We start from the raw sequence: 26,736 nt of genomic DNA, 5'->3' as shown, positions 1-26,736 counted from the left end.
AGATAAAAGTTTTATTATGAAAAAGATTTATTAATAAAAAGATAGTCATAATGAATTAATGGTTTTTGCTTTTTTTGGCCCATTAACTGTAAAGTTTTTTCAGACGAAAAGTTCGACATTCCCCACCCTATAAAATTGTTTTCTTCGTCAAGAATTTTAATTATATCACCTCGTTGAAAATACCCGTCAACATTTTTAACACCAATCATTAGTAAACTGATAGCCTTATCAGAAAGCAGCGCTGACTTTGCGCCGTTAGTTACTGTCACACTTCCTTTCGAAAAATCTTTCGAGTGTGCCAGCCATTTTTTTATTCCCGATGTTTTTTTATGAGCAGGAAAAACTGTCCCGGTTTGAACGCCGGCAAGAATATCGAGAATAACATTTTCTTTTCCGCCGTTTGCTACGTGAACGTTTATTCCGATACTTGTTAGTCTGCTCGCAATGTGGCACTTGGTGATCATTCCACCCCTACCAAAAGTAGATTTGCCTGAATTTACAAACGATGCAAAATTAGTTGTATCCGGTGTTATAACTGGAATAACTTTAGCCTCAGGGATTTTCGGATCATCATCAAATATTCCATCAACGCTTGTTAACAATAACAATGCTTCAGCGCTTACCATTGATGCAATCAATCCTGCAAGTTCATCATTATCTGTAAACATTAATTCGGTAATTGAAATAACGTCGTTTTCATTCACGATTGGGATAACATTATTCTGTAGTAAAACTGAAATACAATTTTGCATATTAAGGTAGTGGTTACGGTCGCGGAAATCTTCCTTGCTTACCAAAACCTGAGCACAAATGAGATTATTTTTCTCAAAATATTCCTGGTATTTTGTGATAAGTTTTATCTGTCCAATGGAAGCAAGCACCTGTCTCCTGGAAACAGCGTCATAATTATCAGGCAAAGAAATATAACTTCGACCCGACGCTACGGCACCGGAGGATACAATTATTACTTCGATCCCCTGTTTTTTTAGCTGAACAATTTGTTCAACTATTTTCTGAATACGTCGAAGGTTCAATAGTCCGTTTTCTAAGGCTAAAACATTTGATCCGATTTTTATTATAATTCTTTTATATTTTTTTTTCATTATGAATGGTTGATATTTAAACAATATAATTTTAATACAAATTTAATATTTTAAGATACGTGAATAAATAATCAGAAAGAGCAAAATGAAAAAAATATTACACCCGCAAAATGAAAGAGGCATTGGAGAGTTTGGCTGGCTTCATACACGGTACAGCTTTAGTTTTAATCGCTGGTATAATCCTGAAAAGATGGGCTTTGGCTTGCTTAGAGTTTTGAATGATGACACAATTGAAGCCGGCGAAGGGTTTGGAACTCATCCGCATGATAATATGGAAATCGTAACTATCATACTTGAAGGTGAACTTGAACACAAAGATAGTATGGGTAACGGCTCGGTGATAAGGAAGGGGGAAATTCAGGCAATGTCCGCCGGAACAGGTATCACGCATTCAGAATTTAATCATTCCTCTGAAAAAAGCTGCAGTCTGTTTCAACTTTGGATTTTCCCGAAAGAAGAAAACATTTCTCCACGATACGACCAGGTGAGCCTTCCCCTGAAAGAACAACCCGGCAAAATAATTACGGTTGCCTCAGGAGATAAAAACAGCAACACTATTTACATTCATCAGGATGCGGCGATTTCCATTGGCAATTTAACCGCCGGAAGTCATTCCGAATACAAAGTAAAATGGAATGGTAATGGTGTATTTATTTTTGTAATTGAAGGTTCAATTGAAGCTGCAGATGAAACATTGCATAGAAGAGATGCAGTGGGTATTTATGAAACAGATTCCATTTTAATTAATGCACGGAAAGATTCGAGCTTTCTGCTTATTGAAGTTCCTATGAAGTAATTTCTAAAAATATTTAAGTGAAGTAGATAAAAATGAATACTAAAAACTTTTGTTTCCCTCAAAACACCATCAATTTTTTAACCAAACTTTCAAAAAATAATTCTAAAGTTTGGTTTGAAACCAACCGTGAAAAATTCAACGAAGATTTTCTTTCACCGTCACTACAATTTGTAATTGAAATGGGTGAAAGACTATCAACTCTTTCCCCAAATATTAATGCAATTCCTAAAATAGATAAATCAATTTTTCGCCTTCATCGCGATATTCGATTCAGCAAGGATAAGTCGCCATTCAAAACTAACCTGGGTTTATATTTTTGGGAAGGAAGGGGAAAGAAAATGGAGTGCTCCGGATATTATTTCCATCTTGAACCTAAAATGTTTTTTGTTGGAGCGGGTATGTATATGTTCACGAAAGAACAATTATTAAATTACCGTCAAATAATATCTAAACCGGAAACAGCAAAATCTCTTGCTGGTTTGATCTCAAAATTAATAAACAAAAATAATTATAAGCTTGGAGGAAAAACATTTAAAAAAACACCACGCGGGTTTGATCCTGATTACAAATACAATCATTTGCTTTTACACAGCGGTTTGTATTTGAGTTATGAAAAAACTTCTTTCAATGATTTAACAAAAAACCATCCGGTTGATTTTGTTTTTAAAATATTTAAAGATTTACATCCGATTCATAAATGGTGTGTTGATAATATAGCCGGTCAGTAATGAAAAGTTTTGCTAAAAGAAACGAGCATTTACTTTATTGTTTTTAATATTTCAGGCACTGATTTGAGTCCACAGCCTCCTTTCAGCTTTATTGTTTCCTCAAATTCACCATCTTTAAAATTATAAAGATAAAGTGCTGCCTCGTTTGAAAATCCGGAATCGAAAAAGAGGATATTTTTTTCAATAAAAAATCTTTTTAATCCGCCGCCATTCCATTGCTTCAATATTTTTTTTGATTCTGTGGAGTAAATAACTAACTGCGAAGTTTCGGGATTTTTAGTTTTTAGAGTTCGGTTTCGTTCTGAGATATCAACTGTGGAAAAAAACAAAAGCTTACTGTCTGAACTCCACGCAACATTAGAAATCTGCTGCGAAGTTATCATCACCTGATGATCTTTTTTTGTTTTAATGTCTTTTAGAATAAATGTATTATAGTCACTTTCGGCAACTACCAACTTAAATTTTTTTGATGGAGAGATCATATTCAATATTGCTTTTGGCGGTTTCGGATAACCATCTTTTGTAAGATCGTAGGTTATTATCTCATCCATAATTGTTTTGCCAAAAGAATTAAAAAGAAAAATATTTTGATTAACATATGTAGAAACTGCCCTGTCAAAAGAATATAGAACAACTTGGTAATTATTCTCCACCTCCCATCTCGAAAATACCTGCAACCCGCTGCCTATTTCCTTTAAATAAGTAATGGTTCCCTTTTCAGTATTTATTTGATAGGCTTTAACACGCTCTACGAAGGGTAGTGTACCCTCTATCCCAAATTCTTTTGCAGTAAGAAAAAATATTGTACTTCTATCAGGAGAGTATGAAAGGTCAATCACTTTTTCTCTCCGTTTCGACCAAACAATTCTTGTTTTATGATTTTCAAAATTATATTTAAAGATGCCCGGCACTTTATCAATCATCCCAACAAAATAAAATTGATGATAATCATCAATAAGCGATTTAGCTTTAATCGAATCTACGGGAGTCTTTTCTTTTACAGGAATATTATTTTCTTTATCATTTTCACAACCAATAAAGAGAACAAGAATAGAAATCAATGTTAGATAAGTAATTCTCAATTAAATACCTGTCAGTGATAAAAGAAAATTTAATGCGGAAGTAATGAGCGACATAAAATATTTCCAGAGGGGGCTGTAAATGAACAGCATTAAAATAATTGATCCGTAAATACCAAGTGATGCGATTTTAGCCGTGAATTGATTCGGAAATATATCAAATAAAATATGAGAGCCGTCAAGCGGGGGGATAGGCAGAAGATTGAATGCAAATAAAAAAATATTGAAAAAAACTCCGTACCAAAAAATGTTTACCACTTGCGATTGATATTCAAATTCAACATTTATAAATATGTTAAATAAAACAAAAAAGAAAAAAGCAAGTAGTAGATTTGCAAACGGGCCTGCCGCTGAAACTATCGCATCATCCCGAAGCGAACTTTTAAAATTTCTTCTATCTATAGGAACAGGTTTTGCCCAGCCAATCAAAGCAAAGCCGCTTGCGAATGATGCAATCGGCATGATCAAAGTGCCTATTAAATCTGAATGTTTAAACGGATTTAGAGTTAACCTGCCAAGATTTTTGGCTGTGTTATCCCCCAGCTTTGAAGCAGAATATGCATGTGCAAATTCGTGTATGGTAATCGAAATAAAAAACATTGGAAGAAAAGTTAGAAATGAAATGAGTCGTTCACTTATTTGAATGTCGGGCAAAATAATTATCCTCTCGGGTGAAAATCTTTATGAATTTGTTTAATGTAATCACGGTTAATATGAGTATAAATCTGTGTAGTAGAAATATCAGAATGCCCAAGCATTTCCTGCACAGCGCGAAGGTCTGCCCCACCCTCAAGAAGATGTGTTGCAAAAGAATGACGAAAAGTGTGCGGGTGCATTTCCCTTTTTTATTTCTGCTGCGAGTGTATATTTTTTTACAATTTTCCAGACCCCCATTCTCGATAATTTTTTACCGCGAAAGTTTAGAAAAAGAATATTTTCACTTTTATCTTTCTTTTCGATTATTATTCGACTTTTGTTTAAGTATTTGTTAATCCATTTAATAGCACTTGAACCGATGGGTACAATCCTTTCTTTTGATCCTTTCCCAAAAACACGAATAACCTCTTCATCAAAAAATAAATCCGCTATATGAAGATTTATTAATTCTGAAATGCGGAGCCCGCACGCATAAAAAGTTTCAAGCATTGCTTTGTCCCGTAAGCCGAGCTTGTCTTCTATATCAGGCTGTGATAGGATTAAATCTATTTCATTAAATGATAAAACCGCTGGAAGGCTTTTGGAAATTTTAGGTGCGGAAATTCTTTCAAATGGATTTTTAAGAATGTAATTGCTTTTGAATAAGTATTTGAAAAAACCTTTTAATGATGAGTGATATCGCTTTGCTGATTTTCCGGTTAAACCTAAGCGGGCTAATAATCTAAAAAATGAATTTAGGTCAGATTGTTTCACTTGAGAGAAGTCAGAAATATTTTTCTGATCAAAGAAATTCAATAAAGCAGAAATATCATTGTCATATGCAGAAATTGTATTTGCAGAAAGATTTTTTTCTAATTTCAATACACCGAGGTATTCCTCAAGAAAAATACTATTCGGGATGTGTTTTTTCTTCAGAACCTTTTTCAATTTCATCTTGTTTTGGATATCGGATACGCTTGTGATAATTACCAACTAAAATATTAATAAAAGACTCCTTAATTTTAGCAATATCACTGAATGTGATTGGCGAATCATCGAGCTGTCCTTCCCGTATGCGGTTATTGATCACGCTCTCAATTACATTTTCAACTTTTTCAGCATTGGGATCTTCGATAGAACGGACAGCGGATTCGCATCCATCAGCAAGCATTACTATCGCGGTCTCTTTTGTATTTGGTTTAGGTCCGGGGTACCTGTAATTCTTTTCGAGAACTTTTTCTTCACCATAATGTTTTTTAGCTTTTTCAAAAAAGAATGTCATTACCGAAGTACCATGATGCATTGGAATAAAATTAATTATTTCAGCCGGTAAATTATTTTGTGTTGCAAGTTCTATCCCATTATTCACATGATTGATTAACAGCTTGACGCTTTCTTCAGGAGTAAGATCTTCATGAATGTTCTTTTTCCCTGATTGATTTTCGACAAAATTCTGCGGTGAAAATGTCTTTCCAACATCATGATAATAAGCCCCGACACGTGCTAATAGAGCATTTGCATTTATTTTTTCAGATGCAGCTTCGGCCAGAGTTCCCATCGAAAGGGAGTGGTTAAATGTTCCGGGAGTTTTGTTGGCAAGTTCTTTGAGCAACGGTCTGTCAAAGTTAGACAGCTCAAGTAATGTTAGATCAGTCGTTATATTAAAAAACCTCTCGAAGAAAATCAGTAAGCCATAAGTTAATACCGGGCTTATCAATGCATTGGAACCGGCAAATGCGAATTCAATTATTATTGATTGAATACCTGCAAATCGTTCGAGTGCAAAGGCAGAAAGTGCAACTATGTAGCCAATTAGAATGTATAAAAATGATCTGAATATTTGCGAACGATTTTTAATGTCACGTACTGTATAAACTGCAAGCGCACCAGCAAATAAATTTGTTAAAGCAAATGAATAATCATTTCCGCGCAAAGCACCGGCAATCAATGCTATTATAACGGTGGAATAAAAACCCACCCTTGAATCAAATATGATTGTAAGAAGCATTGATGCGGCTGGAATAAAAATTAATAGCTGTATTGGTGCGCTAATGTATATTTGATTTATAAGGTAGGTGATAAAAGAAATAAACAGGATAATAAGCGAAATGAGGAAAATTTTATTATTATCATAAAATATTTTTTTGCGAAATAAATACAGATAGATAAGCAGTAAAGATATGATGAATGATACGTGGATAAATTTGCCAAGCATTTGAAAAATGAAACCGTCTTCTCCGAGTCTTTCACCTTTAGCATTCCGATACGAATCAATTTTAAGTTTAGTTTCTTCACTTATTCTATCGTGCTTTGCAACTATTCTCTCATTTTCATTTACAATGCCCGCATATCTTGAAACTGTTTTTCGTGTTTGCTCTATTAATTCATTCGTTAAGGATTCATTAAACAAAATATTGGACAGAAGGAAATGACTACCGTATTCGGTAATTATTTTTTTTTGTTCGTCAGAAATATTTAGTTTTTGAACAACAGAAACAAATAGATTATGTGCAGATTCAACAGAAAGGAATTTATCAGCCCGATCAATCCGATCAATGTTTCCAGTACGAATTGCGATACTATCCCGCTTCCATTTTAATTCTGTTTGTTCAATAATCCCCTTCTTATAAATCTCATTTAACACAAATGCTGTGGTATTAAAAATTTCCTTGATAGTTGTTTTGTTGTTAAACAGAGGATTTCTTTCCTGCAGACGAAGATTTCTTAGATAGTCAAATGATGTGCTGCTTAGAAAAGTTGGGTTCTCTGATTCCGGGTTGCTAAGTGAAAACTGCTGATCAATTAATTTTAGAATATAATCGTTGAATATTTTTAAAGAATCAATTCCGGGGTAGGCTGGGGTAATACTTTTTTGAAAAACGGGATAAATCCTTTTCTCCGCTGAAATTAATTCCTTCTTGTATTTGATCGGGTCTTTAAAAACAGGGAAACTGAATGGAGCAATAAGATCGTCCTGTATCCAGATTGAACCAATGGTAACCTCTGATTCGATTGATTCGCCGTGTGGAAACATTAAAACTATTAAAAGGATTGTAACCAATCCTATTAATAATTTTACGCGCTTTCTTCCTTTTTTCATTGCGATGCTTTTTGATTTCATTTTTTACCGAGTTTTACCTTAAGAAGCAGGTGTAAAAATTCTGCAACCCCATCCTGATGGTTTGTCGAGGAAGTGACATAGTCAGCTTTGTTTTTTAATTCCGGGATGGCATTAGCAACGGCAACTTTATAAGCGCCTGTTTCAAATAAACTCAAATCGTTATACCAATCACCTATGACAACAGCTTCTTCCGGTTTGACTTTATAATGTTTCATTAATCTTAAAAAACTCTTGCCTTTAGATATTCCTGCTTTTCTCACTTCAACATAGAAAATATTTTCTTTACTTTTTGATCTGTAAAAGGAAGTATTTAAACCGAGGCTGTATGGAAAACTGAGTCTGTCATAAATATATTTCATCGAATCCTTTTGATCGCCTGCAAATACTATCTCAAGTGTACTTCCAAAGTAATTGTCATAAGAATCAACCTGCTGATATTGTGCACTTGCTTTGTTCATTATACGAATGATGGATGAATTGTTCTCGGTGTAGTAGATAGCATCGGCATGACATAAAACGATAGTAACAAGCAAATCATCCGCGAGGCGCACAGCTTTTTTAACATATTTTTCTTTGATGGAAGATTCAAAAATAACTTTATCTTGTTTATGATTTTTAATAAGACAACCGTCTAAAGAAATAATTGGGCATACAATCTCAAGTTCTTCAACAAACCTTGTGATGGCATTATGAAGCCTTCCGGTAGCGAAGCTAAAACGGACATCAAGTTTTTTTAAATCGCGGATTAGTCTTATTGATTCTTCACCAATATTGCCATCATCATTCAGTAAAGTTCCATCAAGATCAAAAACGATAAATTTTATTTTTTTTAAAATATCTTTGTGAGTCATTATAATTTTATTTCCCAAGTATTATTGCTCCTGAACCGAATAAAAATGTATAGACTAAAATAACTCCTAATGCCCAGTTAATAAACAAATGAAAAAAGTTACCATTGTTTTCAGGAACAGAACTTTTTGACGAAATTTTTTTCCATAAAGCCCCGCCCGGGTAAACTCTCTTATAAAATTTCATCAATACTTCTTCGTCAGTAGGCTTTGTCAAGAATGTTATTGACAGCCAAACAATTGTATTTATCGAAACTAAATAAAAAAGTGTAGAAGGAAATTCTACACCAAAATATTTTATAATTGGATAAATAATAAAAGGCGTAATCATTGCAGAAATTTCTGACCATGCATTTATTCGCCACCAATACCATCGCAGGATAAGCACCAATCCAACTCCGGCACCGCACTCAATAATAAATTGCCACGCCCCGGAAATTTGATTGATCAGCAAAGTTGTAAAAACAGAAACAACCATTAATAAAATTGTAGTGATTCTTGAAGAAGCAACATATTCTTTTTCACTTTTATCCTGTCTCAAAAATCTTTTATAAAAATCATTTATTATATATGATGTGCCCCAGTTAAGCTGAGTAGCAATAGTGCTCATATAAGCTGCGAAGAATGCTGCGACTAACAACCCCTTAACGCCGGAAGGCAGAAAATCTCTCATTGCATAAACATAACCCAATCCCTTTTCAGAAGGAGATAATTCAGGATAAAGAACTATTGAAGCGAGCCCGACTAAAATCCATGGCCAGGGACGAATTGCATAATGAGCAATCTGAAAAAATAAAGTGGCGAATAATGAATGCTTCTCATTTTTAGCTGACATCATTCTTTGTGCGACATAGCCGCCGCCTCCTGGCTCCGCGCCGGGATACCACGAAGCCCACCAGATAATAGCTATGTATGCAATGAATGCAGAAATTGTTAATGAGAATGTCCCGGTAATAGTCTCGCTGCCGGAAAGGGTGGGCAAAAAATTAAGGACTGAATCGGATAATTTATTCTTCAATCCTGCGATTCCATTTATTTCAGGAGAATTAATAACGAGTATTGATAATATTATACACGAGATCATTGCGATTATAAATTGGAAGGCATCAGTTACTACCACTCCCCACAATCCGCCAAGAGCCGAATAAAATGCTACAATAACCATACAACCGAAAACATAAAATAAAACTTCAGATTCAGGAATGTTGAACATGATCATAAGAATATTTACGAGGGCTTTATTTACCCACCCCATAATAATTACGTTCATGAATATTCCAAGATACAAAGCTCTGAAGCCTCTCAAAAATTTTGCCGGCTTGCCGGAATATCTTAACTCGGCAAATTCGGCTTCGGTCATAATTCCCGAACGTCTCCAGAGTTTTGCAAAGAAGAAAACAGTAAGCACTCCCCCAAAGGCAAAATTCCACCAGATCCAGTTTCCGGCAATACCATTCTTTGCAACCAACTCGGTTACGGCAAGCGGTGTATCCGCAGCAAAGGTGGTGGCAACCATTGATAATCCGGCAAGGTACCATGGCAAGTTTCTGCCGGAAAGGAAAAATTCAGTTGTGTTTTTACTGCTTCTTTTAGAATAGTAAAGCGCAATACTTATTGATACGGCAAAATAAAAAGCGATTATGAAGTAATCTATAGTTGCCAAATAATTTCCATAAATATTTGTATTAGAAAATAAAAATAAAAACCGAAAGAAATATAAATCATTTGCTTATCAGCATTTCTTTTGGTTTCGGAAGAGTCTGTAGAATTATTTCAAAAAGTTAAATAAAAACTTGAATCATTAACTTTTTTTTTCAATTTTAAGGACAGGAAAAATAAATTTACTTAGTGCTTAACTGTTTCTATAAATATACAACCATCTCAAAGGAGTGCTCTATGAAAAAAATGATTACAGTTCTATTCGTTTCTCTTTTCTTGGTTACTTTCTTCGCCACCACAACTAATGCCCAATTTCATTTAAGACTCGGACCACAGGTAGGGTTGAATTATAACATAGGTACTGGTTCAGACCTCCAGGAAACACCAAGTGGGATTGGAATGATAATCGGTGCTGTTGTTGATATGTCATTTACTCCGGTCATTGGCCTTCAAACAAATATGCAATTCTATGACAACCGAAGCGGCGGAACATCAACAGAAGGTAGTGTACAGGGAATTTCGTACACTGTCGATAATGACCAAAGCATTGCCTATTTTATGGTTGAGCCACTCTTTAAAGTGACTGTGCCGAGCAGTAGTTTCTACTTTTTGTTTGGTCCGGCGGTTGGTTTTAATGTCCAGGGTTCTTATGACATAAGGATTACCTCCCAAAATAACCAGGTTACTTTTAATGATGGTTCAACGAAAGCAACCGGATCACTTCAAAATATGCTCGTAAGATTTGCATTAAAATTTGGAACAGGGTATGATATTAAACTTGGTTCTATATTTTTAACGCCACAACTTGGATTTGAGTATGGCTTAACGAATGTTCAATCTGACATTAAAGCAAAAATATTAACAATTCAATTCACAACTGCTGTTAAGTTTGCTCTGTTATAATGTTGAAGCAGAAAAACTTTAGTGGAATTTTTGAAAGATTATTATGAAAAAAATATTATTGATTTTCGCTTCTCTCCTGGTTGTTATCGTTTATTCGAGTTGCAGTAAAGACGACAGCAGCAGCAGCAATCCGATAGTTCCAGGAGGTGGGAATAACGCTACTGTCACATTTTCAATTCAACAGGAATTTGATCAGCAGCAGAATGCAATGGCGTTTCTCTTTAAACCGAGTGTTGATGTTAAACTTAATTCTGGTATTGCTGCAGTAACCTCGGCACAATTTGCTGATACCGTTTCGAATCCTTTACCTGATTTTGTCTTTAGCAAGGACACTTTGTATTATTGGCCGACCGAATATACAGGTGTTACTGCCGGTCAACAGTGGACTTTCACATTTGTCGGGACTTTAGTTACCGGTGGTACAGCGTTTACACGCACCGAAAGCTATACCGTTCAATAATCTTCCTCCTCCAAATAATAGAAAAGGGTTTGCGTGCCGAGAGCGCAAACCCTTTTCGCTTGTTTATACATTTCTATTTTTTAATATTACTTCAGATTTTTCAATACGTTTTTTATGAGGCAATTTATGTTAAACTTTTTTCCTTTTTTCAGAAATGTTTTAGGTGTGCTCTTTGTCCTCTCTCTTCTTACAGCATTCAGTCCATCAGCCGGCGATATTAGAGTTTTAGAGAAAGGCGAAATAAAATATTTATCGAATATGCTAATCGTAAAATTGAAAGAAACCCCATCTGTATATTCGGGCAATTTTGTTGTGCTTCCATTTTCAGTAAAAAATTATCTAAGTAAATTCAAATTGAATAGTTCCGAAGCTGTCTTTCCCGACAAAATAAACAGCTCTAAAACTGATTTGGGAAAAATCGTTCTTGTTAAATATGATTCTGATGATGATCCATTTACAGTTGCTTCAATATTATCTAAATCAAATGAAATTGAATGGGCTGAGCCAAAATTTCTCTACGAGCTCGAGTTCACTCCCAATGACCCATCCTATTCCTCTCAATGGAATTTATCAAAAATACAAGCATCGCTTGCGTGGGATATAAACAAAGGCGATACGAACATAGTGATTGGAATTGTTGATACCGGGACGGATTGGGATCATCCTGATCTTTCCGCAAATATCTGGAAAAATAAAGACGAGGTTTCCGGCAATGGTGTTGATGATGATGGAAATGGTTTTATAGATGACATTCGCGGCTGGGATTTCGGCGGCTTAAGTGGAACACCTGACAATAACCCGATGGAAGATCGTCCTGACCACGGAACTCATGTTTCGGGAATCGCTTCTGCCGTTACAAACAACAGCCTCGGGGTTGCAAGCATTGGCTATAAATGTAAAATCATGCCTGTAAAAACTTCACAGGATAACATTCGAAGTGCAACCGGGCAGGCATTAATTGCCTTCGGTTATGAAGGAATTGTTTACGCATCCGATAATGGAGCGAAAATTATAAATTGCAGTTGGGGCGGGGGTGCTTATTCTATCTTTGGACAGGAGACGATAAACTATGTCACAGCACAAGGCTCACTCGTAGTTGCTGCGGCAGGCAACAGCGGGGCGCAGAATAATAATTATCCTTCAGGCTACAATTTTGTTTTATCTGTTGCCTCTACAAATTCTGATGATACGAAATCTTCATTTTCGACTTATGGAACTACGGTGGATGTATCTGCGCCTGGCAATATAATTTATTCGACATGGCAGAATGATACTTATGCAACTTTAAGCGGAACCTCGATGGCAACACCATTAACAGCAGGGCTTGCGGCGCTCGTCGCTTCTCAATTTCCAAATTATACTGCTCTGCAAATTGGTGAACAGGTAAGAGTAAATAGCGACAACATTGATGGAATAAATCCAAGCTATCAAAAGCTGATTGGCAAAGGAAGGATTAATGCTTTCAAAAGTTTATCAACAACAAATTCAATTTCAGTAAGAGGAATTGATTTTCAGTTTGATGATAATGCGCCCGGCGGGGATGGTGATGGATATTTTGAAGCTGGTGAAATTTTAAATCTCGGCGTTACGTTTGTCAATTACCTAAACTCTACTTCAAATCTTTCAATTCAACTGACTTCATCAAATTCTTATGCTACAATTACAAGCGGTAATTTCTTTGCCGGTTCAGTTGGAACGTTACAGGAGTTTAATAATTTTTCATCCAAGTATAAAATTCAGCTTGCAGCCGATCTTCCACAAAACACAGTCATTAAATTATTGCTGAATTACACAGACGGCTCTTACTCCGATTATCAGTGGACTGAAACTCTCGGCAACCCAACTTATGCTACACAATTTGGGAACGATATTGCACTAACTATTACAAGCAAAGGCACTCTTGCTTTTAACGATTACCCGGATAACATGCAAGGCGATGGATTTTCTTATCTTCAGGGAGACAATGCTTTGTTCGAGGGAGCATTAATTCTCGGCACATCATCAACAAAAATTTCTGACGTTGCACGAGGTTCAACCGGGAACTCGCAAAATACAGACTTCACTACTGAAGAAGTGGTTACACTTTTCACTCCCGGCGAATTTGCCGATCAGGAAGGAACAACAGTTTACAACGATAACGGTGCAGGAACTTCAAAGTTAGGAATCAGAGTTATGTTTCATTCTTATTCTTTTGCCGAAGTGCCGGACAACAATTATATTATTTTAAGATATTCGCTTATCAATACCACCGCCTCTGCTATTTCAAATTTATATGCAGGATTATTTTTTGACTGGGATTTTGCTGATGCAAACGGTGACATCACCCAATATGATTACAGCGATAATTATGGTTACGTTTTCCGCGAGGATGGGGTTCCAAATACGTACATCGGCACAGCACTGCTCTCATCTGCCAATTATAATTTTTGGGCAATTCTAAATGACGGCACCGATACAGGATTTTCTATTTATGATGGCTTTACTGATTCAGAAAAATGGCAGACTATCTCAAGCGGAATTGGAAAAGACTTTGCCGGCACGGGAGATGTTTCGCATGTGATTTCTCAAGGCGCAATTACGATAGCTGCCGGCGACACAGTTGATGCTGCTTTTGTGATTGCTGCAGGAGTAAGCAAAAATATTATTGCAAGCGCCGTTCAGCATGCAAGAGATAAATATATTGAAATACTCAATTTTGTTCCGACAAGTGTTGAAGAAGAAAATAATCTGCCGAAGGAATTTTCTCTCGAGCAGAATTATCCAAATCCATTTAACCCAACCACAAAAATAAGTTGGCAGTCCCCGGTTGGCAGTCATCAAACTTTAAAAATATATGACCTGCTTGGAAATGAGGTGGCTGTATTAGTTGATGAATTTAGACAAGCAGGTATTTATGAAGTTGAGTTTAACGCTTCACAATTATCATCAGGAGTTTATTTTTACACTTTGAAGGTTTACCCCGTAAGCGGGGCGGGGAGTTTTATTGAAACGAAGAAACTGATTTTGATTAAATAATTTTCTTATGTCTATCAATAGAGGTTGTCTCAAAAGTCTCATTTTGTCAGTCTGAGCTTGTCGAAGACTGATGGCAATGCCATAGTGAATTCACACTTCGATGGTGGCAATGCCACCACTCAGTGTGACAGTAAAAATTACTTTTGAGACAGCCTCTTTTTTTGTCAGATATTTTTTAATCTATCAAAAAACAATTTAAAACAAAAGCCGTCCACTCTCGCAGACGGCTGCTTGTATTTATTAAAAATAAATTTATTTTAAGTCACACGGACTGACTAAGCTACAGTTACCTCTTTTGTTAAATAAACATCCTGTATAAGATTCAATAATTTCACACCGTCAGCCATAGGGCGCTGGAAACCTTTACGACCAACGATTAAACCCATTCCGCCTGCACGTTTATTTATCACTGCAGTTTTTACTGCTTCGGCAAAATCATTTTCGCCGCTTGCGCCGCCGCTATTAATCAACCCCGCCCTTCCCATATAATTATTAATTACCTGGTAACGCGTTAGATCAATCTGATGATCAGTAGTTAAATCAGAATAAACCTTTTTACTTGTCTTTCCAAAATTTTTGAGAGCGTTATAACCGCCGTTATTCTCCGGAAGTTTTTGCTTGATTATATCTGCTTCGATAGTAACGCCAAGATGATTTGCCTGTCCGGTTAAGTCAGCCGAAACATGATAATCTTTATCTTTCTTGAATTCACTATTTCTTAGGTAGCACCACAAAACAGTTGCAAGTCCGAGTTCGTGAGCATAATGAAAAGCTTCACTTACTTCAACTATCTGACGTGCGCTTTCCTCTGAGCCGAAATAAATTGTTGCGCCAACTGCCGCGGCACCTATATCATAAGCCTGGTCAACGCTTGCAAACATGATTTGATCAAACTTATTTGGAAAAGTGAGCAGTTCGTTATGATTAATTTTAACGATGAAAGGAATTTTGTGTGAATATTTTCTTGCGGTCATTCCGAGCACACCAAGCGTAGAGGCAACTGCATTACACCCTCCTTCGATAGCAAGTTTAACAATATTTTCAGGATCGAAGTAAGCAGGATTTGGTGCGAACGAAGCGCCGGCGGAATGCTCAATTCCCTGATCAACAGGAAGAATTGAAAGATAACCTGTTCCAGCAAGTCTTCCGTGATTGATAATCCATTGAAGATTGCCAAGCACGCGGTTGTTGCGGTCGCTTTGTGCAAAGATTCTATCCACAAAATCAGGTCCCGGTAAATGTAGTTGTTCCTTGGGAAATTTTGCTTTGTAAGAAAGAAGTGATTCGGCATCAGAACCGAGTAATTCTTTAATTTTATTTATCATTTATTTCTCCATCAATTGTTTGAAATGTTTTTTTGTTTTTAACTGAAGTAAAATTAAGGTTAAATCAGGTTGAATTCAATTAACTGGCGAATAAAAAACTCATAAATCTTTTTGAATTTTATCAAAAATTTTTGGGGGATGATAACGAGAATTTTCGATAAACCATTTCCCCGTTTCCATTCCGCCGCAAACAACACCTGCTAAAAATATTCCTTCAACATTTGTCTCGAAAGTTTCCGGATTAAAAACAGGACTCATTTCCGGACTTTGATTTATTTCAATCCCGATACTTTTTAAGAAATCAAAATCCGGATGATAACCGGTCATCGCAAGTACGAAGTCATTTTCAATAGTAACTTTCCCATCTGGAGTTTGAACATCAATTTCATTTTCTCTAATGCTGGTTATTTCAGAATTGAAAAAAGCTTTTATAGAACCTTCGTTGATTCGATTATCAATATCGGGACGCACCCAATATTTTACACTATCCTTCAGCTTCTCTTCTCTGACTATCATTGTTACTTCAGAGCCTCTTCTAAATGTTTCAAGTGCGGCATCAACCGAAGAATTACCCCCGCCAATCACTGCAATTTTCAAATAGGCATAAGGATGTGCTTCATCAAAATAATGTTTTACTTTCGGCAGATCTTCACCGGTAACATTAAGTTTATTCGGGTGATCGTAAAATCCTGTGGCAATAATTATTTTTTTTGCCAAGCAGCTATTCTTTTCTGATAGAATTTCAAACCCGCTAGAATTTTTTTTAATTGAAAGAACTTTTTCGAATGAATTTACATTGAGTTTCCATGCTTCTTTGACTCTGCGGTAATATTCAAGTGATTCTCTGCGAGTTGGTTTATCACCGTGCGAAACAAAAGGCACATCACCTATTTCCAGGCGATCCGAAGTTGAAAAAAAGGTCATGTTGGTTGGATAATGAAAAAGAGAATTAACCAGACAGCCTTTTTCTAAAATAAGATAGGACATGTTTCTCTTTGCAGCTTCTATTCCGCAGGCTAACCCGATTGGACCTGCTCCAACAATTAAAACATCATGCATAAAAAGTTTGTGTTTTTTTAATTGGTAAGTTAAGAAATGATGTTTTGATCTTTAATCACTTTAAAATAAAAAATGCCGGAACTGATCCGGCATTTGAAAAATAATTTTGTTTAATCAATGATTTCGATCAAAGCACTTGTAACTGTTTTGTCTCTGTCGTCAAGTAAAAACACCCGATAGAAACCGGATTCTTCGAACTTCAAATCACTTTCATCATTCTTTGCAAAGAATATGTAGCTCATATCTTTTTCGACCGTAAAGCTGAATTTTTTGTAGTATTCAAATTCACGGGTTCTTGAATTATATTTATCAAACTGGATTGATACATCATCAAGCCTTAAAGCATGATCACATTTTACCATTACAGTAAGATACCCGGTTGTGAACCTATCACTTACACCGATTTCGCCATCCTGGCTGTCGTATCTTTCACAGAAGTAAAGAACGGGTTCGGACTGCGCAAATACATTGGAATTAACTCCAAGAATCAAAACAAACAGAAGTGCTGAGAACAAGAAATACGCTTTTTTCATTAGTGCTCCTTATAATTTGGTTGTAAATTTTTTGGAATTATCTAACTAAAAATTATGCCATTCAGGAACCACTGAAAATTATTGATTTTTTTTATAAAACAAAACAAAAAAATCTTAAAGTCGGTCAGTAAATACACTATTTCTAAGCAGATGTATCAAAATTCAGACAAGAGCAGGAACAGGAAAAATTCTTTTGGGAATTTTTTACCTGTTAACTTTGTAATAATAACCTACAATTTTTAATAATTATGAACAAAATAACACATTTATGTTTTGACCTTGACGGGACTTTAATAAACTCTTTCTATAATATTTACTTTGCCACTAATGAAACGTTAAAAAGGCTGGGGATAAAAGCACTAATCAATGAAGCTGATTTTCGTTTAACCATTGGACTTCACTTTAATGAAATATTTGAAAAGCTGAATATTCCGGTAAATGATTTTGAAGAGTTTATTAGCCTGTATAAAAAGATTTATTTTGATTTTATAGATTCGTCGAAAATTTATCCGGCTGTGATTGAAACTCTCCAATTACTTTACACTAAAAATATTAAAATATCTCTGCTGACTACAAAAGCCCAGGATCAAACGGATAAAATTATTGATCACTTTGAATTACGTAAATATTTTTCCTTAGTGATGGGAAGACGTGATGGCATTGCTCATAAACCTTCTGCTGAGCCTCTTCAAATAATCTGCAAGGAGTTAAATGTTTTTCCATCCGCAACAATAATGGCGGGTGACACGGAGCTTGATATCAGATGCGGGAAAGCTGCCGGGACACAAACCTGCGCAGTAAATTATGGTTACAGAACCGAAGAGTTATTATTGAAAGAAGAGCCTGATTTTCTTATAAATTCGATTGAAGAAATTATCCTGTTAGTTTCCTAAACACACCCGGTTGAATTTCTAACTTAGTTTTTCAATTGCTTTGTCAACAGACTGATGAGTTCCATAAATAACTAAAGTATCTGCGGCTTTCAATATTTCTTTGCCCGATGGATTAGAAATAGTTTTACCGCCTCTTACTATTGCAATTATTGTTGCGTCTGTTTCGGCACGAAGGTTTATTTCAGAAATACTCTTCCCAATAATTTTACTCTCGGTGTTAACATAAAACGATTCAGTTAATCCTTGTGCAAGAATTTCATCAAGATGCACAAACGAACCAATATCCATCCCCTCCTTTCTTAGCAAGCTGTAAGATTCCTGCCGAAGCATTGTAGTTTGCTGCATTATTACATTTAAAGGTATGTGATATTTTTCAAGAACTTTTCTAAATATTTGAAGTGCAGTTTCAAACTCTTCCGGTATTACTTCATCAGCTCCCAGCTTTTTCAACTCGTCAACCTCATTAATATATCTTGTGCGAACAAGTGCATAAACCTTTGGATTAATTTTTTTTGCAAGGCTTAAACTGCTTTTAGTTATTGACGGATCAGAAATTGCGAACACGATGATATTTGCTTTTTCAATTGAAACCGCCCGAAGGATTTCTTCTTTACTGATGTCACCATATAATATTTTTTCACCCTTTGCTTTTTCTCTTTTTACTGTGTCTGGATTTAATTCTGCAACAATGTATGGAATTCCGGTCTCTTTTAATACGCGGGCAAGATTGCTTCCATTTAATCCAAACCCGGCAATAATCACGTGTGCTGAAAGTTTATCCTGATGAAGAATGTTATCACTATTAAGATCATAATTTTTAGAATATATAGAAAGGCGGGGTGATGCCTTAATGATGAACGGCGTGAGTATCATCGTAAAAATTGTTGATGCTAAAAAAATATTATAAGCATCAGTGCTTAACAGATTATAGTTATTTCCTGTTTGTGCAAGTACGAAAGAAAACTCGCCAACCTGAGCCAGTGCTAATCCTGTAAGAACAGCTATCCTTAATGGATATTTGATGAATAATACAATTGAAATAATAATTGTTGACTTTATCAAAATAATTCCAAGCGCAAAAGACGATATCAGAAGTGGATTAGAAACCACAAATGAAATATTAAGCAGCAAGCCGATCGAAACGAAAAAAATACTATTGAACGCGTCTTTGAAAGGAATAATTTCAGAAAGTATTTGATGATTGTAATCTGATTCGGCAAGTATCAATCCTGCAACAAAAGCACCCATTGCAAATGATAGCCCCAATGAATATGTTAAATAAGCCGTTCCAAGCAGCAGTAAAATTATCCCCACCGTAAAAGCTTCACGAAGTCTGAGCCTTGCAATTTGATGTACAATTTTCGGCATCAGTAATTTTGCCAAAAAAAGTATTATCGCAATTGAACTAAAAGCAGCAAATAATTTAAGAATTATCTCTCCCCCTGTTAATCCTTGTTGTGAACCAAGTAAGGGAATCAATAAAAACACAGGCACAACGGCAAGATCTTGAAAAATCAATATACCGAGAGATATTTTACCTTGAATTGTTTCGAATTCATTTCGATCTGAAAATATCTTCAATACAATTGCCGTACTCGAAAGACTTAAAAGTAATCCATAAAAAATTGCCCGTCTGACTTCAATGTTGAGAAAGTAAAATATCAGGGTACCGATTAAAACAGTTAACATAAATTGAAGTCCGCCGGCAACGATTAAAAACTTTTTGATCTTTACTAATTGCGAAAATGATACTTCTAACCCAATAGTAAACATAAGAATCATCACACCGATCTCTGCCATTACTTCCACCTCATCAATTGATCTGATAAGATTAAAACCAAATGGACCGATAATCATTCCGGCAATCAAAAACCCTACTATGCTTGGAAGATTAATTTTTTTAAAAAGAAATATTATAGGAAGAGATACAAGCAGAATTACAACAATATCCCTGATAATTCTAAATTCATGCATATCCGCTTAATTATTACACCCATCCACGCAGCTTGCAGGCTTGCGCTACTCTTGCAACACCCACCACCATTGCCGCTAATCTCGGATGAACTTTCTTTTCTTTAATTGCTTCCTGTACGGTATGATAAGCTTTTGTAAGAACTTTGTCGAGCCGTTTATGTATTTGAGATTCTTCCCAGAAATATGAATAGCTATCCTGAACCATCTCAAAGTATGAAACAGTAACCCCTCCTGCGCTGGCAAGTATGTCGGGGATTACGTGTACTTTATTTTTATGCAAAATAATATCAGCCTCGGGAGTTGTGGGTCCGTTTGCAAGCTCACAAACTATTTTTGCTTTAATACTCCGGGCATTCCTTGCAGTGATTGCATTCTCTAATGCGGCTGGATATAGTACCTCAACATCAAGTTCAAGAAGAGCACTGTGAGGAATTTCTTTGCCTCCCGGGTAATCTGCTATAGACCCGTTTTTTAATTTAAAGGTAACGAGATCTTTCGGGTCAAATCCCTTGCTGTTATAAATTGCACCGCGCGAATCGCTGACAGCAACCAATTTACCTCCCCCAAGCATTTCCTGATGAAGAAGCGCTGCTCTTTGACCGGCATTACCAAAACCTTGTATTGCATAACTTTTCGTTGGATCGAAGCCGAGAACTCTGCAAGCTTCGCGAACAGAGATAACACCACCGCGCGCAGTAGCATCTCTTCTGCCTTCTGTTCCACCAACCTGTTGGGGTTTATCTGTGAATGCACCGGGTTGATGACTGTTGATTATCGTTTCGTATTCGTCCATCATCCAGGACATTGTTTGTGGATTTGTATAAACATCGGGAGCAGGAATATCCCTATCTACACCTATTAAAGGTGCAACTGCTCTGATATATTCACGAGAGAGATTTTCTAATTCTCTTTCAGACATTGACTTTGGATCACAGCAAACCCCTCCTTTTCCTCCCCCAAGCGGGAGATCCACAACCGCAGTTTTCCATGTCATCCAGCAGGCAAGAGCTCGAATTGTATCCACAGTTTCCTCCGGATGAAAACGAATACCCCCCTTAGCAGGTCCGCGTGCAAAGTTATATTGTATCCGGTAAGCCTGAAAGATTTTTTTCTTACCGTTATCCATTTGAACATGCAAAGTAAACGCATATTCCCTTTGCGGCACACTCAATAGTTCTATCGTTGCTTTATCAAGATTGAGAAGCTTCGCTGCCTCAAGCATTTGCTGCTGCGCGACTTTAAAAGAATTATAAGATTGCATTTTAACTCCCTTGCTCTTTCTTTTTTTCAATATCTGGTTTGTTTTGATTTTCGATATCTTCACGTACATCAAGTATGATTCGATACCAGCAATTCTTGCATACAAGTGCGCGATCTACACTTAAAAGCACCTGCTGCCACGGAGTAAGTTTGTGTCCGCAATGCGGGCAGGAATCGAATACCTTTGAACTCTCTGATTTATTATCAATCAATTTTTTCCTCCGGTTTTAAAATTATTCCTCTATTATTTTGACCATTCATTTTAACAGTAATCGGATTCTTAAACCTTAAGTGGCGAGTAAAAGTTTTTGCTTCAAAAATTTTCTGACTTAGCAGCCAGTCCCAATCTATAAAAGCATTTTCATAGCTTGTGTTCACTGTAAAATAGCCAATCATGAAAGAAGTGATGTTCTGAAAGAAATGAGAACCTTGCGAAGGTTCAACCGACATTTCCTTAAAACTGCTTTCAACTATGGCACGTGCACCTGCAATTTGTTCCCAGCCGACAGGTATTCCAAGCCACGGATCGTTTGACCCCCATCTGCCGACCCCTATCAGGATGTACGGACGAGTTTCCGTTATTAGTTTGCTGTTGAATGCACTCACCTCCGCAGCAACTTCCCGGCTTTTACTTCTATCAAATAAATGATAGTCAACAAAAACTATATCATAAATGTCATTTAACAAGCCATTACCTAAAACCTGATTGCTGTAACAAATAATTTTTTCTTTCTGCAAATCGTTAATCTCGAGTTGTTCAACTTCATGTTGAATAACAAGCGGACGCATTTGAAGTATTCCGAATTCCTTTTTTTTCTTTCCGGGCGGATTCATATTAACAGCGAACTCAATTTCCACAGGCGTACCCATTCCCCAAGTTCCCATATCAAGAAGTAATTCTATAATTTGAGGAAGGGGGAAAAGATTGTTCCTTAAAATTGGTCCAAATGTAATGAGCCGCGGACCTGACCTTGATAAGCCATCGTAAATAGCGTCATTATCAACAAGATAAGTTGAACCAACGTGATTTAGTGTACCATCCTTTTCAGCGGTTTCAAGTTCATATTCTTCTACAAGCATATCGTGGGTCACATCGCCGAAGTTAGCTGTTTGATCTAATCGCAGGGCATAGAATTTTCTTTGGCTGTTATTGAATGATTCTTTTATTGAATGAAACTGAATTAAGTCTGCAGGATATTTAGGGCAAAAACGAACTGTATTCCCCCCCTCCACTACTACTTTTCCCAATCCCAGTGCGGCTGAGACAATCCCATCTGTGGATTTTTGGGGAGCCAGCGGGTAAAAATTATATGACTTTGCCACCCCTGAAAAATCAGGATAGAATCGGTTATCGAAAGTTCTACCAACTGTTTTTTGAATGATCACCGCCATCTTTTCTTCTTCAAGACGATAGGAAGTTACTTTTATGTAATCTTTTGCACTTCGATAAAATGTTGAAGCATAAACTCTTTTTACTGTCATCAGCAGATCGTTCAATCTTACCAAGGGGTTTGAATGATTATTCGGAATCATGTAAGTCTCATAAACTCCTGCGAACGGATGATATTGCGAATCTTCCAGCAAGCTTGATGACCTTACAGCGAGAGGCGAATGAACTAAATCAAGAAATGCCATCAGCTCCGCAATAATATCTTCAGGGAATTTTTCTGCTTCAAGAAACCGGTGCGTTATTTCTTCATCATTGGTACAGTTAAGAGCAAATTCTCTTAGATAATTTTCATCAAGGAACTGATCAAAAACGTTTGTAGCTATAACAACAGCAGGCGGAACTGAAACGATAAGATCTTTAAATTGATCGCGCACATTATAATTGTTAATCAATGTGTTCACAAATCCAAGTCCGCGCGCTTTACCGCCAAGCGAACCCTGACCGATCCTTGAAAAACTTGATTCGGGATCAAATATTTCTTTTTTGAAATCAGTTATTATTCCCCGCTGCCTCAACTGGCGGTAAGTATGAAGTGAACGAATTAAATCCTGCCTTAATGCTTCATCATTCGGGTAGTCTGAAACTTTCCGCGGACGCAGTTGATATGCTAACCAGAATTCGGTGCGTGCTTTCAGCCAGTTTGAAAAATGATTGCGCGCTCCATGAAATAAAATACTTTCCTTTGGTACAACTTTTAACTGATCTTCAAGACTTTTAAGATCATTTGCTCTGCCAACTTCAACCCCCTCAAGTGTTCGAAATATAAAATCACCAAAACTGAAGTGATTATTCATGAACATTCTCAACTCATTCAGAAGGGTGGGGGATTCTTTTAAGATGAAAGAAGCACCAACTTTTTGTGCATCACTTGCATTATCAGGATTATTGGAAGAGAGTAAAATAGGAATGTCTGGATGCTCTGTTTTAACATTGTGCGCAAATTCAATCCCTGCTTTGGGATCCTGCTTCCCATTTCGGGGAAAATCAATATCAGAAATTACACCAAGCACAAGTTCTTTATAATTTTCGAATATAGTCCACGCTTCTTCATAATTAGAGGTTAAGAGAATTTTCGGACGGGCGCGCATTCGCAAAAATTTGTGAGTAAGATTTATTCCCTCCGAAATGAGTCTTTGCGATTGATTAAGTATCTCCGTATAAATAATAGGAAGATAAGATGAATAGTACCTCACGTTATCTTCAATAAAAATTATCACCTGCACACCGACAATTTTTGTATCATGCTCAACATTCATTCTGTCTTCAAAAAATTTTATCATTGCAATGATGATCCTGAAATCACCCTGCCAGATAAAAATTTTATCGAATACTTCCACCTCGGGATTAAGCAGCAGATATTTCAATTCTTTATTATCATGGGCAAGAAGCACAACGGGAATATTAAGCCCTGATTTTTTTACCTTCTTGGCAAAACTCAGTGCGTGCATATCTTCGATATGAAGGGTGGTGATAATAAGATCAAATCTGTGCTCTTCTTTCGCAAGAGCAATTGCATCATTACCGCTGGATACACGTGTAAGTTCGGGGGAGTGGCTGAGGCTCAGTCCCTGGTATTCATTACGGATAAGCTCATAGAGCCTACCGTCTTCTTCAAACAAATACAGATCATACAAACTTGAAACGAGAAGTATATCACGAATCCTGAGACGCATAAGATTCTGGAAACCCTGGAAGCGGTTGCCGTAACCATGCTCAACAAAAAAATCATCAAAACTTATTTTAGGATCGAGTGCCTGTTCTTCCATAAAATTCTTTTCAATTTAAGTTTAACTTAACAGAACAGAGATTTTACAAAGTAAATGAAAAATCACTATGCTTAATTATCAAAAATTTTTTATTAAAAAAAAGGAACTCAGCAAATATTTAAAACCGGGTTAATTCAAAAAGGGTTTTTAACCCGAGGGACAATTAGTTGCTGAATTGTCTTATTGCTGAATTGTTTTTGAACGTGTGGCTGTAACTTTTAGAAGTGGTGATTGAAATTAGAAGAAGTATGTATAAAATTTCCCGCCGTTAATTAAACTTATTATTTGCAATTTTTTTGTACAAATCTGATGTTGCATCAATTTCATTATTGCAAGTCGCAAAAATATCTGATATAAAAAGTCCCGCCATCAAAGCGGGACTTTTTATAAAGGAGACCATAGGGCAAAGAAAATCATTTCATCAAAATCAGCTTTTTCGTTTCAACAAAACTCCCTGCCCCGCTTACGGGGTAAACCTTCAAAGTGTAGAAATAAATTCCCGATGATAATTGTGAAGCGTTAAACTCAACTTCATAAAAACCTGCTTGTTTAAACTCATCAACTAATACAGCCACCTCATTTCCAAGCAGGTCATATATTTTTAAAGTTTGATGACTGCCAACCGGGGATTGCCAACTGATTTTTGTACTCGGGTTAAATGGATTCGGATAATTCTGTTCAAGTGCAAACTGATTTGGCATACTTCGCGGTGAATTTTCAACTGAAACCGGTATTGGAACATATTTAATTGTTGCGTAATCAAGTGCACTCATTCCGGTTACATAAACAATTCCGGATGTATCAACGAACATCGCAAAAGGTTCATCGCTGCTTCCGCCTGCATCCGAATTGGAGTAGCTAATTATCCACCCGATTTCGCCGGAGGAATTATATTTCATTGTAGTGTAATCAAAGGCAGTGGTTGTGTTAGAGCTGTAACCGGTTACATAAACATTCCCGGATTTATCCAGGTTAATAGCACGTGCATCGTCAATATCGTTTGCCTCACCATTGTATCTATTTACCCAAACAGAGTCACCAAGCGAATTATATTTTATTGTAGTATAATCATAATTAGTGATGCTGCCGCCGTAGCTTTTTCCGGTGACAAAAACATTCCCCAAGTTATCAACAGCCAGAGAGCTTGCCCTGTCATCGTTACTTGCTGGACCATTGTATCTGCTTATCCAGGTTGTATCGCCATCAGAAGAATAATTTATTGTAGCATAATCTGCAAAAGTGCCAACGTCTGTGCTGTATCCGGTTACGAAAATATTTCCAAGCACATCAGCTTTGACTATTACACCCTCATCCTCGCTATTTGAAGAATTGTATCGTCTTATCCATTGAGTCAAGCCGGCAGAATTATATTTTATAGTTGCGTAGTCAAAATGAGGTTCGCCGCTTCCGCTGCTCCCCCCATCGCTTACACCCGTCACATAAATATTTCCTTCTGTATCAACACAAATTGAATTGGCTTTGTCATAATCACCTGCAGGACCATTATACCTTGCTGCCCACTGAAAATCTCCGTCAGGATTATATTTTACTGTGGCGTAATCTTCAAAGATCCCGTGAGTACCTGTTAAGCCTTCACTTTCACCTGTGATAAAAATATTTTGTGAATCATCAAGTGCGATTGAGTAAGCAATATCCTTAGAATTTTTAGGACCGTTATATCTTCTTGTCCAGAGCGTATCACCGGCGGATGAATATTTTATGGTGAAATAGTCATAGCCGCTGCCGCTTCCAACACTGCCTCCTGTAATTATTATTGAACCGGAAGAATCAATTACAAGTGCGTAAGCAATATCAACCGAGCCGCCGCTCCCGTTAATTCTGCTTGTCCATTCTTCTGAGCCTGCAGAATTATATTTGATAGTAAGATAGTCTTCTGTCCCCACCCCTGCGCTGTTACTCGAACCGGTAACATAAACATTTCCGAAATCGTCAACGCCAACAGCATTTGATTTATCTACTCCTCCATTATCATATCGCACAGCCCAGGATTCTTTGATCTGTGCATTAATGGGAAGCGCAACGATCACAATTAATGTTGCAATCAATAACGAGCCGCGTAACAATGTTCTCTCTTTCATCGTACAGCTCCTTTTATAAGTTTAATAAA

22 protein-coding genes are annotated in these 26,736 nt (G+C 36.6%); 6 read left to right on the top strand and 16 right to left on the bottom strand.

The features are described from left to right. Nucleotides 1-14: 14 nt before the first annotated feature. Entirely contained in the window at nt 15-1,103 is a 1,089-nt protein-coding gene (gene proB, locus IPH11_09710; protein ID MBK6913918.1) for a glutamate 5-kinase, read from the bottom strand. Between the two features lie 85 nt (nt 1,104-1,188). Here proB and IPH11_09705 point away from each other — a divergent pair, with 85 nt between their 5' ends. Together IPH11_09705 and IPH11_09700 are read left to right on the top strand one after the other, a co-directional pair. Further along, nucleotides 1,189-1,899 (top strand): pirin family protein, encoded by a 711-nt coding sequence (locus tag IPH11_09705; GenBank protein MBK6913917.1) that lies wholly within the window; start codon nt 1,189-1,191, stop codon nt 1,897-1,899. Between the two features lie 32 nt (nt 1,900-1,931). Then, entirely contained in the window at nt 1,932-2,627 is a 696-nt protein-coding gene (locus IPH11_09700; GenBank protein ID MBK6913916.1) for a DUF2461 domain-containing protein, read from the top strand. 29 nt (nt 2,628-2,656) lie between these two features. Here IPH11_09700 and IPH11_09695 read toward each other — a convergent pair whose 3' ends face one another. The 7 genes from IPH11_09695 to IPH11_09665 are packed head-to-tail and all read right to left on the bottom strand — an operon-like array spanning nt 2,657 to nt 9,974. Further along, a complete protein-coding gene (locus IPH11_09695) occupies nt 2,657-3,709 on the bottom strand; it encodes a hypothetical protein (protein ID MBK6913915.1) in 1,053 nt (350 codons plus the stop codon). Continuing rightward, the gene (locus IPH11_09690) at nt 3,710-4,360 is read right to left on the bottom strand and encodes a site-2 protease family protein (GenBank protein ID MBK6913914.1); all 651 of its coding nucleotides are present in this window, start codon (nt 4,358-4,360) and stop codon (nt 3,710-3,712) included. 5 nt (nt 4,361-4,365) lie between these two features. Next, nucleotides 4,366-4,542 (bottom strand): tyrosine-type recombinase/integrase, encoded by a 177-nt coding sequence (locus IPH11_09685; GenBank protein MBK6913913.1) that lies wholly within the window; start codon nt 4,540-4,542, stop codon nt 4,366-4,368. After that, a complete protein-coding gene (locus IPH11_09680) occupies nt 4,496-5,290 on the bottom strand; it encodes a tyrosine-type recombinase/integrase (GenBank protein ID MBK6913912.1) in 795 nt (264 codons plus the stop codon). The genes IPH11_09685 and IPH11_09680 overlap by 47 nt, the downstream gene beginning before the upstream one ends. Further along, nucleotides 5,253-7,463, bottom strand: a complete 2,211-nt coding sequence (locus IPH11_09675; protein MBK6913911.1) for an HDIG domain-containing protein — start codon at nt 7,461-7,463, stop codon at nt 5,253-5,255. Before IPH11_09675 ends, IPH11_09680 begins: the two co-directional genes overlap by 38 nt. Next, nucleotides 7,460-8,332, bottom strand: a complete 873-nt coding sequence (locus IPH11_09670) for an HAD family hydrolase (GenBank protein MBK6913910.1) — start codon at nt 8,330-8,332, stop codon at nt 7,460-7,462. Before IPH11_09670 ends, IPH11_09675 begins: the two co-directional genes overlap by 4 nt. Beyond that, nucleotides 8,322-9,974: a Na+:solute symporter gene (locus tag IPH11_09665; GenBank protein ID MBK6913909.1), complete on the bottom strand. Its 1,653-nt coding sequence runs from the start codon at nt 9,972-9,974 to the stop codon at nt 8,322-8,324. The genes IPH11_09670 and IPH11_09665 overlap by 11 nt, the downstream gene beginning before the upstream one ends. 233 nt (nt 9,975-10,207) lie before the next feature. Here IPH11_09665 and IPH11_09660 point away from each other — a divergent pair, with 233 nt between their 5' ends. The 3 genes from IPH11_09660 (at nt 10,208) to IPH11_09650 (ending at nt 14,348) form a co-directional block, all read left to right on the top strand. After that, nucleotides 10,208-10,873 (top strand): outer membrane beta-barrel protein, encoded by a 666-nt coding sequence (locus IPH11_09660; GenBank protein MBK6913908.1) that lies wholly within the window; start codon nt 10,208-10,210, stop codon nt 10,871-10,873. A gap of 43 nt (nt 10,874-10,916) precedes the next feature. Beyond that, entirely contained in the window at nt 10,917-11,333 is a 417-nt protein-coding gene (locus tag IPH11_09655; GenBank protein MBK6913907.1) for a hypothetical protein, read from the top strand. Nucleotides 11,334-11,459: 126 nt separating this feature from the next. Further along, nucleotides 11,460-14,348, top strand: a complete 2,889-nt coding sequence (locus IPH11_09650; GenBank protein ID MBK6913906.1) for a S8 family serine peptidase — start codon at nt 11,460-11,462, stop codon at nt 14,346-14,348. A 275-nt stretch (nt 14,349-14,623) separates the two neighbouring features. On the opposite strand, the gene IPH11_09645 is transcribed toward IPH11_09650, so the two are convergent. From IPH11_09645 to IPH11_09635, 3 genes are all read right to left on the bottom strand, one after another. Beyond that, entirely contained in the window at nt 14,624-15,673 is a 1,050-nt protein-coding gene (locus IPH11_09645; GenBank protein ID MBK6913905.1) for a class I fructose-bisphosphate aldolase, read from the bottom strand. 99 nt (nt 15,674-15,772) lie between these two features. Beyond that, nucleotides 15,773-16,732, bottom strand: coding sequence for a YpdA family putative bacillithiol disulfide reductase (gene ypdA / locus IPH11_09640; GenBank protein MBK6913904.1), 960 nt, complete (start codon nt 16,730-16,732; stop codon nt 15,773-15,775). 110 nt (nt 16,733-16,842) lie between these two features. Further along, nucleotides 16,843-17,265, bottom strand: coding sequence for a hypothetical protein (locus tag IPH11_09635; protein MBK6913903.1), 423 nt, complete (start codon nt 17,263-17,265; stop codon nt 16,843-16,845). Between the two features lie 248 nt (nt 17,266-17,513). Between IPH11_09635 and IPH11_09630 the strand changes: the two genes are divergently transcribed. Next, nucleotides 17,514-18,158, top strand: coding sequence for an HAD-IA family hydrolase (locus IPH11_09630; GenBank protein MBK6913902.1), 645 nt, complete (start codon nt 17,514-17,516; stop codon nt 18,156-18,158). A gap of 18 nt (nt 18,159-18,176) precedes the next feature. Here the strand turns inward: IPH11_09630 and IPH11_09625 are convergent, their stop codons facing one another. From IPH11_09625 to IPH11_09605, 5 genes are all read right to left on the bottom strand, one after another. After that, complete coding sequence (locus IPH11_09625; GenBank protein MBK6913901.1) at nt 18,177-20,132, bottom strand: cation:proton antiporter; 1,956 nt, start codon at nt 20,130-20,132, stop codon at nt 18,177-18,179. A 13-nt stretch (nt 20,133-20,145) separates the two neighbouring features. Beyond that, nucleotides 20,146-21,393 carry a Glu/Leu/Phe/Val dehydrogenase gene (locus IPH11_09620; protein ID MBK6913900.1) on the bottom strand — a complete coding sequence of 416 codons (1,248 nt, stop codon included), beginning with the start codon at nt 21,391-21,393 and terminating at the stop codon, nt 20,146-20,148. Nucleotide 21,394: 1 nt separating this feature from the next. Beyond that, nucleotides 21,395-21,604, bottom strand: coding sequence for a hypothetical protein (locus IPH11_09615; GenBank protein ID MBK6913899.1), 210 nt, complete (start codon nt 21,602-21,604; stop codon nt 21,395-21,397). After that, nucleotides 21,597-24,515 (bottom strand): histidine kinase, encoded by a 2,919-nt coding sequence (locus tag IPH11_09610; GenBank protein ID MBK6913898.1) that lies wholly within the window; start codon nt 24,513-24,515, stop codon nt 21,597-21,599. The genes IPH11_09615 and IPH11_09610 overlap by 8 nt, the downstream gene beginning before the upstream one ends. 506 nt (nt 24,516-25,021) lie before the next feature. Further along, nucleotides 25,022-26,707, bottom strand: a complete 1,686-nt coding sequence (locus IPH11_09605) for an SBBP repeat-containing protein (GenBank protein ID MBK6913897.1) — start codon at nt 26,705-26,707, stop codon at nt 25,022-25,024. Nucleotides 26,708-26,736: the final 29 nt, after the last annotated feature.

This window comes from Ignavibacteriales bacterium, assembly GCA_016709155.1.
Lineage (GTDB): Bacteria > Bacteroidota > Ignavibacteria > Ignavibacteriales > Ignavibacteriaceae > JADJEI01.
The sequence above is the reverse complement of the archived record's forward strand: the minus strand, read 5'-3'. Positions and strand labels throughout refer to the sequence as shown.